Origin of the sequence: Planococcus maitriensis, from assembly GCF_003289925.1 — a bacterium.
GTDB lineage: Bacteria > Bacillota > Bacilli > Bacillales_A > Planococcaceae > Planococcus > Planococcus maitriensis.
Window position 1 is genome coordinate 78179 of record NZ_QLZQ01000001.1, and the last position, 16029, is coordinate 94207.

The 16029-nt window shown below is 41.7% G+C and carries 16 protein-coding genes and 1 pseudogene; 11 read left to right on the forward strand and 6 right to left on the reverse strand.

All coding sequences use genetic code 11. The annotated features are described in order from the left end of the window. Positions 1-29 precede the first annotated feature (29 nt). Positions 30-806 (reverse strand): class I SAM-dependent DNA methyltransferase, encoded by a 777-nt coding sequence (locus tag DP119_RS00410; RefSeq protein WP_112229851.1) that lies wholly within the window; start codon positions 804-806, stop codon positions 30-32. Positions 807-956: 150 nt separating this feature from the next. Here DP119_RS00410 and DP119_RS00415 point away from each other — a divergent pair, with 150 nt between their 5' ends. The 6 genes from DP119_RS00415 (at position 957) to DP119_RS00440 (ending at position 4477) form a co-directional block, all read left to right on the forward strand. Next, positions 957-1688: a metallophosphoesterase family protein gene (locus DP119_RS00415; RefSeq protein ID WP_112229853.1), complete on the forward strand. Its 732-nt coding sequence runs from the start codon at positions 957-959 to the stop codon at positions 1686-1688. Positions 1689-1789: 101 nt separating this feature from the next. Next, positions 1790-2194 (forward strand): DUF4181 domain-containing protein, encoded by a 405-nt coding sequence (locus tag DP119_RS00420; RefSeq protein WP_112229855.1) that lies wholly within the window; start codon positions 1790-1792, stop codon positions 2192-2194. 29 nt (positions 2195-2223) lie between these two features. Further along, complete coding sequence (locus tag DP119_RS00425) at positions 2224-2496, forward strand: hypothetical protein (protein ID WP_112229857.1); 273 nt, start codon at positions 2224-2226, stop codon at positions 2494-2496. A gap of 22 nt (positions 2497-2518) precedes the next feature. Further along, complete coding sequence (locus DP119_RS00430; RefSeq protein ID WP_112229859.1) at positions 2519-3046, forward strand: hypothetical protein; 528 nt, start codon at positions 2519-2521, stop codon at positions 3044-3046. A 31-nt stretch (positions 3047-3077) separates the two neighbouring features. Then, complete coding sequence (locus DP119_RS00435) at positions 3078-3524, forward strand: GNAT family N-acetyltransferase (RefSeq protein WP_112229861.1); 447 nt, start codon at positions 3078-3080, stop codon at positions 3522-3524. A gap of 200 nt (positions 3525-3724) precedes the next feature. Further along, complete coding sequence (locus tag DP119_RS00440) at positions 3725-4477, forward strand: CPBP family intramembrane glutamic endopeptidase (protein ID WP_146747845.1); 753 nt, start codon at positions 3725-3727, stop codon at positions 4475-4477. A 191-nt stretch (positions 4478-4668) separates the two neighbouring features. Here DP119_RS00440 and guaC read toward each other — a convergent pair whose 3' ends face one another. Together guaC and DP119_RS00450 are read right to left on the reverse strand one after the other, a co-directional pair. Then, entirely contained in the window at positions 4669-5652 is a 984-nt protein-coding gene (guaC, locus tag DP119_RS00445; RefSeq protein WP_112229865.1) for a GMP reductase, read from the reverse strand. Between the two features lie 123 nt (positions 5653-5775). Next, positions 5776-6075: pseudogene (locus tag DP119_RS00450) on the reverse strand (DUF817 family protein); the annotation flags it as partial. On the opposite strand from DP119_RS00450, the gene DP119_RS00455 reads away from it, so the two are divergent. After that, positions 5966-6229: an ABC-2 transporter permease gene (locus DP119_RS00455; protein WP_112231853.1), complete on the forward strand. Its 264-nt coding sequence runs from the start codon at positions 5966-5968 to the stop codon at positions 6227-6229. The pseudogene DP119_RS00450 and the gene DP119_RS00455 sit on opposite strands and share 110 nt — an antisense overlap. A gap of 635 nt (positions 6230-6864) precedes the next feature. Here the strand turns inward: DP119_RS00455 and DP119_RS00460 are convergent. Beyond that, positions 6865-7944, reverse strand: coding sequence for an RNA-guided endonuclease TnpB family protein (locus DP119_RS00460; protein WP_112229867.1), 1080 nt, complete (start codon positions 7942-7944; stop codon positions 6865-6867). Positions 7945-7949: 5 nt separating this feature from the next. Beyond that, positions 7950-8351 (reverse strand): IS200/IS605 family transposase, encoded by a 402-nt coding sequence (tnpA, locus tag DP119_RS00465; RefSeq protein ID WP_084632940.1) that lies wholly within the window; start codon positions 8349-8351, stop codon positions 7950-7952. Between the two features lie 267 nt (positions 8352-8618). On the opposite strand from tnpA, the gene DP119_RS00470 reads away from it, so the two are divergent. Further along, complete coding sequence (locus tag DP119_RS00470; protein WP_112229869.1) at positions 8619-8894, forward strand: hypothetical protein; 276 nt, start codon at positions 8619-8621, stop codon at positions 8892-8894. Between the two features lie 109 nt (positions 8895-9003). On the opposite strand, the gene DP119_RS00475 is transcribed toward DP119_RS00470, so the two are convergent. Then, positions 9004-9816 (reverse strand): BglII/BstYI family type II restriction endonuclease, encoded by an 813-nt coding sequence (locus tag DP119_RS00475; protein ID WP_476704070.1) that lies wholly within the window; start codon positions 9814-9816, stop codon positions 9004-9006. A gap of 228 nt (positions 9817-10044) precedes the next feature. On the opposite strand from DP119_RS00475, the gene DP119_RS00480 reads away from it, so the two are divergent. Genes DP119_RS00480 through DP119_RS00490 form a run of 3 tightly spaced genes read left to right on the forward strand, consistent with a single transcriptional unit; the run spans position 10045 to position 16020 of the window. Then, positions 10045-13236, forward strand: a complete 3192-nt coding sequence (locus tag DP119_RS00480) for a UvrD-helicase domain-containing protein (protein ID WP_112229873.1) — start codon at positions 10045-10047, stop codon at positions 13234-13236. Beyond that, positions 13233-15842, forward strand: coding sequence for a hypothetical protein (locus DP119_RS00485; RefSeq protein ID WP_112229877.1), 2610 nt, complete (start codon positions 13233-13235; stop codon positions 15840-15842). The genes DP119_RS00480 and DP119_RS00485 overlap by 4 nt, the downstream gene beginning before the upstream one ends. After that, a complete protein-coding gene (locus DP119_RS00490; protein WP_112229879.1) occupies positions 15832-16020 on the forward strand; it encodes a hypothetical protein in 189 nt (62 codons plus the stop codon). The genes DP119_RS00485 and DP119_RS00490 overlap by 11 nt, the downstream gene beginning before the upstream one ends. Positions 16021-16029: the final 9 nt, after the last annotated feature.

Below are 16029 nucleotides of genomic sequence, written 5' to 3' on the forward strand. Positions count from 1 at the left end.
GGGATTGAACTATCAGAACAATTAATGACTTATCGCTTTTGACAAACATAAATCATTTCATTGGAAGAGGAATATAAGGGCTTTTTATCCCAGGAACTATATGCTTCCAATATCGCAAAACCGTTGTCTGTGAGAAGCCGTTCCATTTCCAAGGGGAACACATAGCGCAAGGAAATACTGTCTTGTTCTACAGAATTCTTGTTGGAACCCTCGAGTATTTCACGGACTGATGTACAGTGCAAAATCTGAGTCAATGGATGATAGGTTTCGGTATTTTTCTCGCGGATCTTGCGATGGCGTTTATCGGTATAAGTTCGTGTTGATTCTTCGACGTGTGCAAGTTCACTTAAAACAGGGAATCTGGTATTGAAAATGAAGACGCCGTTATCGGTTAAATGAGCTTTTACAGACTCCAACAACTGATCTTGTGATTCATTGGTGAGAAAGTGCTGAAAAGAATTTCCTGTCATATAAATAAGTGGTGCTTCAGTGTTCAAAACAAGCTGTGTACAATCCTGTAAAACCCAATCGATTGATAGATTGGTATCGAGTGTTTTTTCTCTAGCCCGGCCCAGCATGCCCTCGTGCAGATCCACGCCAATTAATTGATGCCCTTGCTGAGCTAAAGGGATTGTGACGCGTCCTGTGCCACAGCCTAAATCAATAATGGGACCAGTCGATTTTTCAGCCCATTCAGCGAGAAACGGCACATCGCTTAAATAGTTCTGGTACTCCAGATCGTAGTATTCGGGGTCTTCGTATTTCTCAAAGTTATTATTAAAATCATTTCTGCCAGAATTATTCAACCAGATCCCACCTCTTTGTTTTTATAAGTACGCTTTAGATAATTAGTTGTTTATTTTACATAATATACCACAATGTTGAATAGGATATTTAATTTTCATGAACGATAGATAAGCCTTATAAAACACAGAACTAGAGGAGGGGGAGATTAGATGAGTACAACGATTGCAGTTATAGCCGATGTCCACGGAAATAGCCGCGCTCTGCTTTCAGTATTGGCAGAAATCGATCAGCATCCTGGAGTGGAGCGCATCTACTGCATAGGCGATATGGTCGGAATAGGGTACGAGACCAACGAAGTGCTGCGAATTTTGTTTTCCCGAAAAGACGTTTCGTTTGTCGTCGGAAATCACGAAGAAGAATTAATGGCGATTTTTGAAGGGAGGAATGGGGAGAGCCGAGGTGGCGAAAAGCTTCATCACGAATGGTTGGCAAAACGATTCGATCAGCGCCTGCTTCCGAAATTGAAAGCCATTCCGAAAGAAATAGCGGCGGAATACGAAGGGCACAAAATTTTGTTTACGCATTATCATTTGGACTCTGAGCAGCAATTTCTTTCCATCGAGGCTGAGCCGACAATTGAAAAGTTGGATCAACTCTATAGAGAATCACCATTCGATTTGGTCTGTTTCGGCCACCATCATCCAGTCCATCACTTTTCTTCTGCACACCGAACTTACTTGAATCCAGGGTCGCTTGGCTGTTATGACAAGCCGTCTGCCAGATATGCCATCGTTGAGTTAACGGCCAGAGAGATCAATGTCGCATTAAAGCAAGCTCCTTATGATAATCAAGATTTTCTCTTGGGATATGAACGATTGGATGTTCCGGAAAAAGAATTTATTTTAAACGTCTTCCATGGCAATCAAACATCAAACAAATAAAGTCGATGTAACTGTGGAACGCAGCCATTGATAAAATATGCATTCAAGTTAACGGAAATTATTTTTTATCGATTATAACTCCTGAAAAAGAAGGTGAGCCCATGTGGCTGGAAATCGGATTGGTTATTTTAGGGATTGTAGCATTGAACTCTCTTATAAACTTTGCTCTTAGAAAACTATTGAAAATCGATAAAGAAAAGAAAGAATTTTTTTCGTTCGATTATGTCAATGAAAGACACGAAGAAATAGATAAGTGGCTCAGGTGGGTCTGGCTACTCTTAAGCGCCGTTATTATTTACTTAGTGTTTATCCATGAATTCCCTATTATTCTCTACCTCATGTTGTTCATCATTTTGATGGCATTGGACTATTTCGTCAGAGCCTATTTCCAATGGAAGCACTCCGATCAGCCGAAACAGGCCGTTTTGACTATCAGCGAGATGATAGTTTGGATATCTGCAGTCACCTTCGTAATCTATTTCGACGTCTTTAACTTTTTGACTTAAGTCTCATGCTTTTTGAAAGGAGCGGAAAGATGACAGAAGAAAAGAAAGTACAGTATTTCAACATGATTTTATGCAAAGCCGGCATGCTGTTGGTTGGGCTAGGGCTCATTCGCGTGCTCTCGATTCATCAGGATCAGCTCGGTTTCCTGCTTGGATTTGGCGGTTTCTTAATGGTCTCGATTCACATTCAAGCACTCGAGAAAAGATGGGACATTCCGAAAAAGCATACTTGGATCAGCACCGGCATCTTTGCATTGCTCTTTATTCCGCTTTCCTATTGGCTTGCTTTTCCACCCATATAATAAAAGAAACTGGGGGACTGAGATGAAGAACATCGAAAAGTTCGTTGTTTCAATGTTATTTTTCATTGTGCTTGGGGGCTGCTCCTCGCAGCCGAAATTCGTGCCTTACGAAGGAGCAGGTTTGAGTATCGCCGTAGTGGGTCAAGCACCAGATGTGAAAGAATCGCAAGTCGAGTTCGATGAAATTTCATTTGATGAATTCAATGAAGTAGCATTGAGAAAATACGATGCGGTGTTCATCATGAAGGAGAACCTTTCAGAAGCTGCGGAAAGTGAATACGCTTTGATCTATACGGGAGTCCATATTCCGTTTTTCTTTATAGAATCAAATAAAGACGCCTACCCGTTCATTGATCCGGAATTGGCCTATGAAGACTCGAGGGAAATACCGTATCATGATTACTATGCGACAAGCTTCCTACAAATGGACACCGGTGAACAAACTACGGTGACATATGGTTTACATAACGATGAAGAAACTGAGGAACATGTCCAAGCCCTGTACTCACAACTATTTTCATCCATTGAAACAAGTGGCAAGGGCCAATAAAACGCGAGTGCGAATAGAAAGAGGCATACTTATGAATATCCACTACCAAAAATTCAGTTCTGAACCGCCCCAAGAAATAGCGGAGGAAATCACCGCGCTGCACCGGCTGATTTTTGGCGGACCGGGACACTGGCTGGAGAAGCTGAACCGCCAGGAAACGGCATGGACCTATGTGGCGTCAGTAGATAATCGCGTCGTAGGCTATAAAATTGGCTACGCACTGGACGGTCAAGTTTTCTATAGCTGGCTCGGCGGTGTCCGTCCCGATTGCCGCAAGCTCGGAATCGCCTCTGAACTGATGCGCAGGCAGCATGCAGACCTCCGGGCAACAGGCTACGAAATCGTCCGCACCAAGACGATGAACAAATGGCGCGGCATGCTGCTGCTGAATATCCAGACGGGTTTTGACGTCTTGAAGACGGAAATCGATCCACGCGGCCAATTGAAGATTGTGTTGGAGAAGAAACTGCTTTCTTGAAGCAAACAATCAGGACAAGTATTTCAGATCGTTGCAGCGTTTAACTTGAAAATTGGCACAAGCGAACAGGCAGGCCAGCTGTATTTCGACCTGGCCTGCCTGTTGTTGCTGTTACTGCTCTACTTAGCAGTCCATGAGGAAAACAGTACATGGCAAGGTAGTCATTGATTCGCAGGGGGAAGGAGGCGCTGTTTTTGGTAATGGCAATTGCGATAGTATTTTTCTTAGGAATTGCAGCTATTTCCTATCAGCTAGAAGTTCTCTCCTATCTTATATTAACGGGATTTGTGATTTTGTTATTCGTCAATAATAAAAACCGGTTCCTTATCTCGCTAGTGTTGTCGTTTCTCATCGGCTTTGCGGTATTTATGATTGCCAATGGTTTTGTTGAAACGATGTCCGTCCCACAAGAACTGAAGATTATCCTTAATCGTTTGTTTTTAGGTTTTATCCTCATCGGCATCGTTTTCAATCATCTGTTATTTAAGAAAAAGTTAGTTTGGTACAATAGAAAACCTGATTGGACCAATCCGATCCGTCTGCCATTTCATCAAGTGAATGTATTTTGGTTTTGGCTGATCGGGATCGCCGTGAATGGAATCGTATATTCGTTTTTCATCGCCCGACAAGACCCCGAGTCCATCCAATCGCTGCTGGTGTTTTGTTTGGTCTTTTCGCTGATCAATGCGGTGTTCGAGGAAGTCATTTGGCGAGGGATCATGCTTTCGGCTCTTGAGGAATGCGTCTCCACCGGATATGCCGTTGCCGTTACGAGCATCGGGTTCGGGCTTCTCCATCTCGCAATCGGTTTTCCCATTCTTCTCAGCTTGTTGATTGCACTTGCCGGAGTCATCTACGCAGTAATCACACTTAAAACAAAGAGCATCTACCCGAGTATCGTTTTTCATTTCGTCATAAATATTGGCATGGTGTATAGCGGATTGATCATCTGACAAAAAAGCTGCCTTAACTAAAAAAAGCTCAGCACCTTAAAAGAGGGCTGAGCTTTTAATATGTGTGAGTCCGCGATGGAGTTGCGAACCTTATTCTAATTAGAAAATACTGTACTGTTCAACCGACCTTGCTAATAGCAATGGTTGGTTTTTGAAGCGGAAAAATTTCCGCTCTGGTCTGATTTAATAGATCAATACACTTTATCGCCGTTAAAAATCGAATTCTTGACGATGACATAATCCACTTGGCGGATAGCGAGCAAATGGTTGCCGCCTGCATAGGAAATCGCCGACTGCAGATCCTGTTCCATCTCAACCAAAGTGTCTTTCATCGAGCCTTTGAATTCCACGAACATTTTCTTGCCTTCAACGTTTTTCTTTTCGCCTTTTTGGAACTCGGACGCTGAACCGAAGTATTCCTTCAGAAGCTTGCCGTCCTGTTCAACGGTTTGCCCAGGGGATTCCTCGTGACCTGCGAACAACGAGCCAATCATGACCATCGACGCGCCGAAACGCACCGATTTCGCGATATCGCCGTGCGTGCGGATGCCACCGTCTGCGATGATTGGTTTACTCGCAGCTTTCGCGCATAAGCGCAGTGCAGCCAATTGCCAGCCGCCCGTCCCGAAGCCGGTTTTGATCTTCGTGATGCATACCTTGCCTGGACCGATACCCACTTTCGTCGCATCCGCGCCCGCATTTTCCAGTTCGCGCACCGCTTCCGGTGTCCCGACGTTTCCGGCGATGACAAAGCTTTCTGGAAGCGATTTTTTGATGTGCCCGATCATGTCGATCACGGAATTCGAATGGCCATGTGCCACATCAATGGTGATGTATTCCGGCGTGATTCCAGCGTCCACTAGCTCTTGAACGAAATCGTACTCTTCCGGTTTGACCCCGACGCTGATTGACGCATACAGCCCTTGCTCTTGCATGTCTTTCGCGAATGCCAAGCGTTTTTCTGGTTCGAAGCGGTGCATGATATAAAAATAGTTATTTTCTGCCAAAAATTTAGCAATCTTTTCATCGACGATTGTCTGCATATTGGCCGGCACGACCGGTAATTTAAACGTGCGCCCGCCAAACTCTATGGATGTATCACATTCTGAACGGCTATTTACCACTGCTTTTGCAGGAACGAGCTGGATATCTTCGTAATCAAACACATTTTCCATTAATTACACCCCTAAAAACGAATATTATTCGATAGAACGAATGTTATTGTTCGTCCATATGATAATTTACTCTATTTATTGGGGAATGTCAAAAGTTCTTTGACTGGAGCGACAAACTTTCTATCAGCTTTCTTTTTCTGCTATCACACTGCTTCGCGCGGGATGTTGTAATGAACTTTTCACTCGCTTCAGTTGGGCGACGATGATGACCGAGATGATGACGAGCAAAAACCACGAGCTGATTTTGCCGATGTGGACGAGCGACCAGGCCGCTTCCTGGTTCGGGTATTGCCAAGCGCCGAGCAAGGTCGTGATGTTTTCCGCGATCCAGATAAAGAAGCCAATCAACAGGAACAACCGATTCAACGGCATCTGTAATGGTTTCCTCTTAAGGCGAAACGTCACCAGGGTACTTATAAACATTTTGCTGAACTCCTTGCCTCTCACTCGCAAAAAAATCGTCAGCTCGAAATACGTTGGCGGCATCCTGATTGCACTGCTGATTGTCTTGCTTTCTTACATCTACAGCGTTAGACTGCTACGCTTTATCCTGAAAGTTGTCTATCTAGACTTATGACCAAAGAGCTTTCTGATAAAAGGTATAATTTAAATCGACGTAACAATCTAAAGGTCGTAATGATTTTTTAATTAGGTCTCTTATAATGAATAACTGCAAAAAAAAAACTCACATGAGATTTTTTTGTGAAATCATCAAAATTGCTTTGCACAAGGAAAAAAGCGGCCATTTCAGAAGGCCGCTTTTCAAATGCTCTATATTATCTTTTAATCGACTTTACTCCCGTTGAAAATCGAGTTCTTTACGATGACGAAGCATTCAGAAAGCGGTTTTTGAGGTGGTGGATTATATCGATTACTGCATTCGTATAATATGCACCACATCAATTTTGATTTATTTCTGAGTGATTCCAGCGTCCACTAGTTCTTGGACGAAATTGTACTCTGCTATCCCAACGCTAATCAACGCCTACAGGCCGCGCTCTTGCATGTCTTTTACAAACGACAAGTTTTTTGCGGTTCAAAGTGGTGCATGATATAGAATTGACATTCCCACGGCTAGAGCCGCAAGCTCGATTCCTTTTAGTTTCGAGTGAGATTCCAAAGTACCTAAGCGTCCGCACTTCATTTCTGCTTTGGACAGGTCTTTAGATGAGGGTATGCCATTACCCTTCCTAAGACAGTGCATATAGCATCTTAGGCTGATTGACTTTTACCATCAATCACAGGTGCGTATCGAATGTTCATTGCACCAACGATATCTCTGTGTTTTTCGAATCCACATTTACACTTATACCTGCGATCATTTGCTTTATTCTTTTCAGAACAAGTTGGGCAGGTTTGGCTTGTGTACGCCGGATTCACATACTCTACTTTGATGCCTTCTAAATTCGCTTTATACTCGATGAATTGGGAAAGGCGGTAGAATGACCATGTGTGCAGGTTCTTTTCGTTTTTACGGCTTGTTCTTGCCGTCTGTCGGATGTTCGCTAGTTTTTCTAAGCGAATGACAGAAACGTTCTCTTGTTTTGCAAAATTTATAATCGCACGACTGACTTTGTGGTCTTGATCTTTCATCCATCGTTGTTCTTTGTCATCGAGGTTTCGGATGGCGTTTAGTTTCTTTTTGTGTCCGAGCCTCTTCCGTTTAGCACGGAATCTCCGTTTGACAAATTTATTCTGTCTGCCATTTCCGAAGAAGCGAGATTTGTCATTGTCTGTTATAGCAACAGCTGGTATTTTTAATCCCAAATCGACTCCCATGATTTTTTTCCCGGTCTTTTCCATCGTTTGAATAGTGACAGCAATTTGAGCAATCCATTTTCCTGACTTTTGGTTGATTCGGAGCGTACCTAATTTGTGATTCAACAAGTCATAGTTGCGGTTATTTTTGTCGGTTAATAACGCGCGGACAGGAACTTTTTTTGCTTTTCCATCAATCATCAATGGCAAATAGATATGGGAAAAATCGAAGGAGTAATTTTGGTTGTTCCATACACAAAGGGGTTTTTTGAGAAAAGGAATAATCGAATAGTTACTTTTTACGACTTTCATGCCGAAGATACTTTTTGCGTCTTGAATGGCTTGGCATTTAACGGCACTCGGAAGGTTTGATATCACATGTTTTGAAGTCTTCCTTGTTTTTTTCTTCTCGAGTACCATTTCCTCAACTAGTTGGTTGATGAGAGAAATGTAATCTCGACTCATTTGACCGAGGACACGTTTTTGTTCTTTAGTTGGAAGTAATTTCACCTTAACCGTAATCGTCTGACTCATGGGTTTCACCCCCTGGTTTTTTGGAGTTCAACGTAACGTTTAATCATTTCACTCGATACGCTTTCTGAGGTGGAAACAAAATAGGAACGTGTCCAAAGACTTGGGAGATGGTTGAGATGTGAAAACTCTTCTCTCAATATTCTTGATGTTTTTCCTTTAATCTTTGCCATTATTTCGGCGGGACTTAAGGTGGGCGGAGCATTCAGAACCATATAGGTGTAATCTTGATTGCATTCTAAGGTAACGACATCGATATCCAATTCTCTACATATTTCATTCGTTAGAAACTCGAATCGTTTCTCTACATTTTCCTGAAGAAAAATCTTTTTTCTGTATCGTGGACAAAAGGCAAAATGATAATTAATTTGGGAGAAGGTTGTCTGGATTTGTCTGTAAGTGTTAAACATATTAATAATGTATCAGTAAACGATGTTTACTGCAACAATTTGTATTACTCATATTTATTAAAAATTTCAGATGATAAGTGGTTGAATCTATTTAAACGTTTTTTCCGAGGGCTATTTCTACGGTAAATATAATACATTCTCATTTATAGATTTCATTGTTATATTAAAGGTGTGAATTGTGCCATACTCCATTGCCACAAAAGTTGGATTTTCATTATCAGTCATCGAGAAATCCGTTGGTCCGGAGTAAAATGAAAGGGGATAAGTATGGGGAATATCGGGAATTTATCTGAGGAGAAGATTTTTCAAGTGTTAAAATCCTATTTGATCGAGGCTAAGAGTCACAGGTCTATTCAGGAAGAGATACTGAATATGGATGCACCAGCTCGTGGGGGTGGCTTCGTTGCTATGCAAATTCTTCATCATTACGGAATACGGGGAGATCGAAAAGGTATACTGTTAAGAAATTCACTTGAGGAAGAATACGCTAAAGCAGAAGGGGATTATAAAGCAGCTTTAGAGATATTAAAGCATCATTTATAAAAATAAATAACAGCTAATCTTAATGAAGAAATTAGAAATACAAAAATCAATAATTAAGATGACAAAAAGGCTCTCCGAATGGAAGCCTTTTTGTCATCTTAATTATAGTTTATTCAAAATCGACCCCGATTACCCAGATGGGGAATTTGATGATGTTTTTAAATTCTTCCAATGTTGATTTTGCCTTGCCGATATTGACTGTACCATCACTGATGAAATTCTGTAAATCACCGGCCGCGGTAATATATATCAGTAAATCTATCTCGAAAGTCTGTTCTATTTGGATGGTTTTCAAAAGGTCATAGTAAATCAATGCCCAGTTACCGAATTGGACTTCTCCAATTATTGTGGGGATTTTTTTATTATAAGTGATATCAATACCATTATCATAAGAATCCAAATCGTGTAAATCAGCTAACTCTCTCCAGTTGCTTCTCTGTTCCAATTCGAAATCCCATATTTTTGCTCCACTATGTACACTTCTTCTACCAAAGCAATAGTTGCGGAAATTTATCAGGTTATATAAATCATCATAAATTCCAAAATCGAACCCTTTGATTTTAGGCGTATCATAAAATATGCCATCCCTATATTCCACCTCAAACTTCATGTGGGGAATATAGTCTCTCAAATTACTTTTTAGGGCGGTATTCAATGTATCAGCAGTTATACGTTTTCTGAAAGAGTGGGTGTCCTTCTTTTTCACTGCAGTTGAAAAGTGCTTAACATTCTTCAATTCCTGTTGGAGTGCCTCCAGAATATCACGCCTGATTTCTTCGAAGTTTGTAAGAAATAGATCTGCATGGCGGAAATGGAGCTGATGTTCTTCTTTGATGATTAGCCTACCATCAATTTTATTATTCCAGTCTTGTTCAGTTATTGGTTTCTTTTCATTGTACTCTATGGCGTCGTCCCCCTGAATATAACCTCTTCATATTAAAGGAATCCTAATATTAACAAAAATTATAAGATTGTTTAAATATGCGTTTATCAAAAACATAGCATAATTACTTCGTAGGTTAACATACCTATCCCTTGTGTAGTATAGTGTAAGTGGAAATATTATACTAGTTTATTACAGTATATAGGAATTAATGTTCAACAAGGTCTCATAGACGAACAGACTAAAGAATAAAAGGAGACTTTGATTATGGTAAATATGAAAAGTTACGAAAAAAATTTAGGTTCTTCAAGCAGCATCGAAAAGGTGTTGGCGGAGACCTATATCGAAAATCCTGAGGAATTGAAGATACTATCAATTGAAAAACATGATTTCGCTACAAATGGTGTACCAATTCTGGTGACAAGATTGCACAGGCAAATCACTGAACTTGAAAGGCTGCCTTCTGTAAGCGAATTCATGGATTACTATGCTGATTATTCCTTAGAGAAGCGCAATAGTTCTTTAGCGAAAAGGGAGTTTCTCAGATATGCTGCATTCAAAGGTTATCTAGGGTTAGTCAGAGATCTTCATTTTTTCATGGTGTTGAAAGAATCGGAGTTGTTTGAAGACGTTATCCTAGACGAAGAGTTGGATTTATACGGAAAGATGGACATCATCGTACGGAATCAAGGAACAACGATGGGAATCCAGCTGTTCGCTGGTGGGAAATTGGATATAGATGAAAAGTTGAAGAATGCAAACCGGATGAAAACAATCCAGTCGGGTTTCGAGGACTATTATTTTCCACTATATAATGATTACGTCTCCACACAAAGAATCGAATTAAAAAGCGGTAGAAGCATAGAATTATATAGCCATGAAGCTGCTCGACATATCGCACAAGTGATGATATCGGAGAATCCCTATAAATATTCCGCTCCGATAGACCCTCCGAAATATGTTGTGCCGGACATACCTGTGCATAATCCAGCTGGTGACTCGGCGGAGTGGGACATCAGACATTCACTGCTCTTTGCAGGTGAGCTTGAGATGTTCAAAAGCAGGTATGATATTGTCTCTCTTCTTGCGAAAGGGATAACTGTCCATCTTCTATGTGAAGAAGAACTGGGAATCGAGCATCCTTCGCTGAACATGCACGTTCTTGCAGTGATACCGGAGCAAGTGATTATAATTGACGGAGTTTTCGAGACAGGAACTTATAACCGACTCGAGCATCTTGGGATGACTAGCACTTTCAATCATCAACAATATATCATAGAGCACGCTCCTCTAAATAATCATTTGATAGTGAATGCTGGAGCAGGAAGTGGAAAGACGACTACAATGGTATCGCGAATCATGTTTCTTCTGAATACGGATGATTCAATCAACCCGGAAGATATAGTGATGATTACCTTTACAAGGGAAGCTGCTGACAATATGAGGAAGAAAATAATGGAAGCGCTGGAGATACGTTTTCGCAGCACTAAGGACGATAAATACCTCACTTGGCTTGAGCGGGCAATGGAGATGAGGATAATGACTATCGATGCGTTCTCTAGGTATCTATTCCAAAGCGTCGGGTCTATAGATGGTTGGGGACAAGATGTGAAAGTGACCTCTTATATATACAAGAGAGAGGAGATTTTCCGGGAAGAATTTTCAAGATTTCTAAATGGATGTAACGAGAAGGATTACAACCATCTCCTGGAGTTGAAAGATTACGATCTCTTCAAATTCCTCGCACAGATTTACGAAGAAATAGAGAAGAAAGGCCACTCCTTAGGGAAGCCTTACTTGCAATGGGACGTATCACAGGATAATTTACGATTGGACACACTTGTCCGCACGGCAAAATCGGTGATACCCGATACTTACAAGAGAATGGAGACAAAGAAACTGGAGTCGAACGAAGCCACGCTGGCAGACTTGAAGAGGAAAGTCGGCGAACTGCGGGATAACCTTGAGCCGGGTAGGTTGAACCACCCTATCAAATACCTTTTCGTCGATGAATTCCAAGATACGGATGATGCACAAATCGACTTGGTCTCTACGATTGTTGAGAAGCTGGGTGCCCGGTTATTTGCTGTAGGTGACATCAAACAGTCCATTTACAGATTCAGAGGGGCCAATTCGACTGCATTTCGGGTGCTCGAGGATAAATTGGGCAAAGCTAATATAGATACATCTTCATTTGCACTGAATACAAATTATAGAACCGATGGTCATCTCTTGGATTGGATGGAAGATATTTTCGATTCATGGCGTAACGGAGAGGAGCGATATCTTCCACAGGAAGTCGATTCGAAAGGCCGGAACATAGGAAGGCTGACTCCTTATAAAAAGAAGGCGTCCTCAAAAACGGCCCCTATACATCGAGTGAAGCATCGGAAGCTAAATGCATTCCTTGAAGAACATATCGAAAGCCTGTATCGAGATTTGTGGGAAGGGCATGAACTCAGAGAAAGAGGAGATAACCGATCTTTGGCGATTCTGGTCAGAGAAAATTGGCAGGTCAAGGAAATCGGGAGAGTTCTGGAAAAAATGAGATTGAAAGAAGGGTCGGGCGAGTCGATCGCTTATGAACTGTCGGTTGATGGTAATTTATTCGCTTCAAAAAGTGCTAAAGATGTATTGATTCTAATTAATGCTTTAAGGCTAGAGGATAATCCGGAAGGGTATTTCGCTTTGCTTCAGACTCCCTTTATTGCGGGAGACTTCGACTTGACCCAGCTTGTATCTCTGGAGGGCGATAAGGAAAAGTTGCTCGAAGCGATCCAACAGTTTTTCCGTGCTGTAGCTGCGGATTGGGTTTTCGATGCTCAGCGGGAGTTGCGTTTCGAACCGGCGATGAAAGTCCTATACGGCATATTGATGAAGGTAGAGATTGAAGGGAATCTCAAGGGGGTTGAACAGAGCCATGAAATCATAAGATATAGGAAAAACCTTTCGAAACTCCTTTCGGAGGCTCATAAGACACTAGGGCAGGCTGCTGATGATATACAGCTTCTATATGAATGGTTGAAGATACAAGTGGCGACTAACCGGAACACCGATGAAGCTGATATTATGGAAAACTTGGATAAGGACATCATCCGTGTCATGACCGTACACAAAGCAAAGGGGCTGGAATTCCATACTGTTTTACTTCCATATACAGGTCTCCCATTCATCAAGAGTAATGACCAGAAGAATAAGGTGATAATCCATGATGGGGAACAGAGCGATGAACCGAAGGTGACCTTGAAGTATAACTGGCCAGGCGTTACCGAACCATTGCTTACTGATGAATTCGAGTCAGCTGATCAATTGGAGGTCACTGAGACAGTAAGGGAAGAAGCACGACTCCTGTATGTAGCTATGACGAGAGCCGAAAAGAAACTTTCCGTCATCTTACCGGCTACCAGGAAGAAAAGCCTATGCTGGGCAGATTTGCTTGAAAGGAGTGATGGAAGATGAGGCAGGTATTGACCTATAGGGTGCCGGGAGACCTTACCTGGAAGGAGTCCGTTTTCCAGAAGGAGTATGCTGATGTCATGCATATCGTGGCCACTCCCACTTTACTCGAATCTTTATCTGAAGGGTGCTGGTGGATAAAAGCACCGATTGTCACTATCGGAAGTGTATTGGAAGGGATATTCGGAAAGGGGTGGAGTTCCCCAAGAGCGCAGATGAAGCAGTTCCTGGCAGTCTCTTCCGCTTTAGAAGAGCTGTGGGGAGAATCAGTTTCTACAAGTGAGAGGAAATTGATATTTTCCTTTAAGAAGAATAGAAAGGAAATAATCTATACTTTAAGGATTTTATGTGAATTAAGGCTGATGGATTCAATTGAAAGTGGAACAGAAGAGGAAGAGTTATTGGTTAAGCTATGGGGAAAGGTGAAAGATCAGTTTGAATTGCGGGATTGGGAAGCGGTGTTATTGAAGAAGGAGGGGGCTTTCGAGAAAGTGCTCGTTGACATATTCAAAGATATGGGTACACCGAGTGAATTGGAGAAGCATAACATTTTCGATGAAGCCTTCCAATCCGATAGAAGCGTCGTGAAAAGCCTACAGAAGAAAAAATTGATTTTACATGGATTCTATTTCATCACTCCTATACAGGAATATCTCTTTAAAATACTTGAAGAGAAGTATGAATTGGTTTTTTTAAACTTATATAATGAAGATTATCCAGCAACTTTTCGTATTGTAGAAGAATTTCTTCAGAAAGGTAAGTGGACATGGCAGCCTTCCTTTAACGAACCTGGCTATAGAATCCATCCATTGGCAGCTTCCTTGCTACTCGGTTTTGAAGGAGAGGAAGTCTCAGCGAGAAAAAAAGATGTCACTGTCCACCGTTTCACTGATTTAACGGAATTCATCCGAAAGGAAAAGAGTAGGAGGGAGGCATCCGATAAGCCATTCGAGCATGTGGTCACGTCTAGGGGAGGCCAGGCGCGTGAACAACTCTATTATTCGGACCTTCTCGTGAAGAAGAACCATAGCCTTTTGGAATATCCGATAGGCAGGTTTCTGTTTACACTCCATGGCATTATCCACGAGAAGAAGAATCCGGAAGATGGGGAGAGCCGTTACTATGAAGCGGTGACCCCTGAATCCATGAAAACTCTCTTCTCGAGTGGCTACCTTGTCTATAAAAATCCGGAAAATGGCCAGACAATCAATATGAAATCATATCTGAAAGAACTGGAAATGTTGCTGCCTTATTTCTCTCTTGGAGACGGATATATTCAAGGGAAGGAAAAAAACGAGCCGGCGATCGAAGAGTGGATCGTTAAAATCGATGAAATCATCGAAGAGAAATTGTCCTGGAATCAGGAGGGGATTCCAGATTCAAGGGTACACCGTCTGCATTCCAGACCTTTTGAACAGCTATCGTATTTCAAGTTGGGAATCGAGGATTTAAATGTGGTCAAGAAAGGTTTCTTGGCGGTGAAAGAGATGGGCGAAGACCTGTTTGGAAGCCAATCGGAATTGAACATCACCGGGTATATCAAGAAGTTGAAGAAGTATACTGAAGCGCCGCTTGATGCTGAAATAATACGAGAGGAAAAAGAAGTGATTCATGGACTGCTTAAACAGATGGATGAACTTACTGAAGATGAATTGACCTTCAGAGTATCGGACATCAGCCAAGGACTACGTTATTTCCTGACGTCCGGGCTTCCAAGTGAAAAAGATGATGAGAGTGAAAAGATTGACCGGCTAGGAGGACTATATCTAGGGGATGGTATCCCTTTCAAGTCGAATCGTGATATACATTTGGCATTTGCTGATCACAAATCCCTGCCGAGTATCGTGAAATATAAACTTTGGCCATTAAGTTCGAAGACGGAAGAAAGGCTCATTGAGCACCGACCTGAATTGGGCCTCTTTAGGGTACATTCGCGCTTTGCAGGAAGTATGAATAGATATCTCCTCTACGCGATGTTTTCTTCAGCCGATAATGTGAGGATAAGTTTTGTCGAAGATTTGAATGAAGAAACTGGTTTAAGGTTGGCTGCTTATTTCAAGATGATAGGATTAGAGGGGGAGACTACATCCGTTAAGGCAGACAAACACAAAGCAAACCTGATTGAAGCTGTTGCACCAAGCATGGATTTTTCCAATTGGAGCGAAATGATGGAGGAAGAATGGAAACTATGTAAAAAAAGGGCCATCTTCAGTTATATCTTAAATGACTATAGCTCATTCCAAGAAGATTTCCATCAGAGAAATATCTTTTCAGGTCTTTTGTGGGAAGCTCACAATGTTTTTGGGGATTGGGAGAATGCATATAATTCAATCGAAGCTCTTTTCCCGCAATATAGCAGTGAGTATAAAAAGTTCGTCAAAAAGCAAAACATGAAAAAAAAGAATCGTCGATATAAAATTAAATATCATAAAGTGGAAGACTACGAGTATGCGACTGTCGTAAGGACGTCGCGTCTCCTAGGTATGTTAAAAGAGAATGACGATACAAGTGAACAGAAAGGCTCTATAGCATCACCGGGATATAACTGCAGGTTCTGTCCTCATCTGAACATCTGTGCGGAGGGGGTCTATCCAAAAGATGGGAGATAAAATTAAACCCCCAGCCGGTAACGAATTAAGGCAAAAACTACTTGATGGATGGGTAATTGCCCATTTATCGGTTTCGGAAAATGAAGGACAGAAATATGACATCTCTAAATTAAAAAGTCAAGAAATGGATAGAGAGAAGCAGAAATTCGATGACTTGATGGATGATGATTGGTTTTAAGAAAGGGGA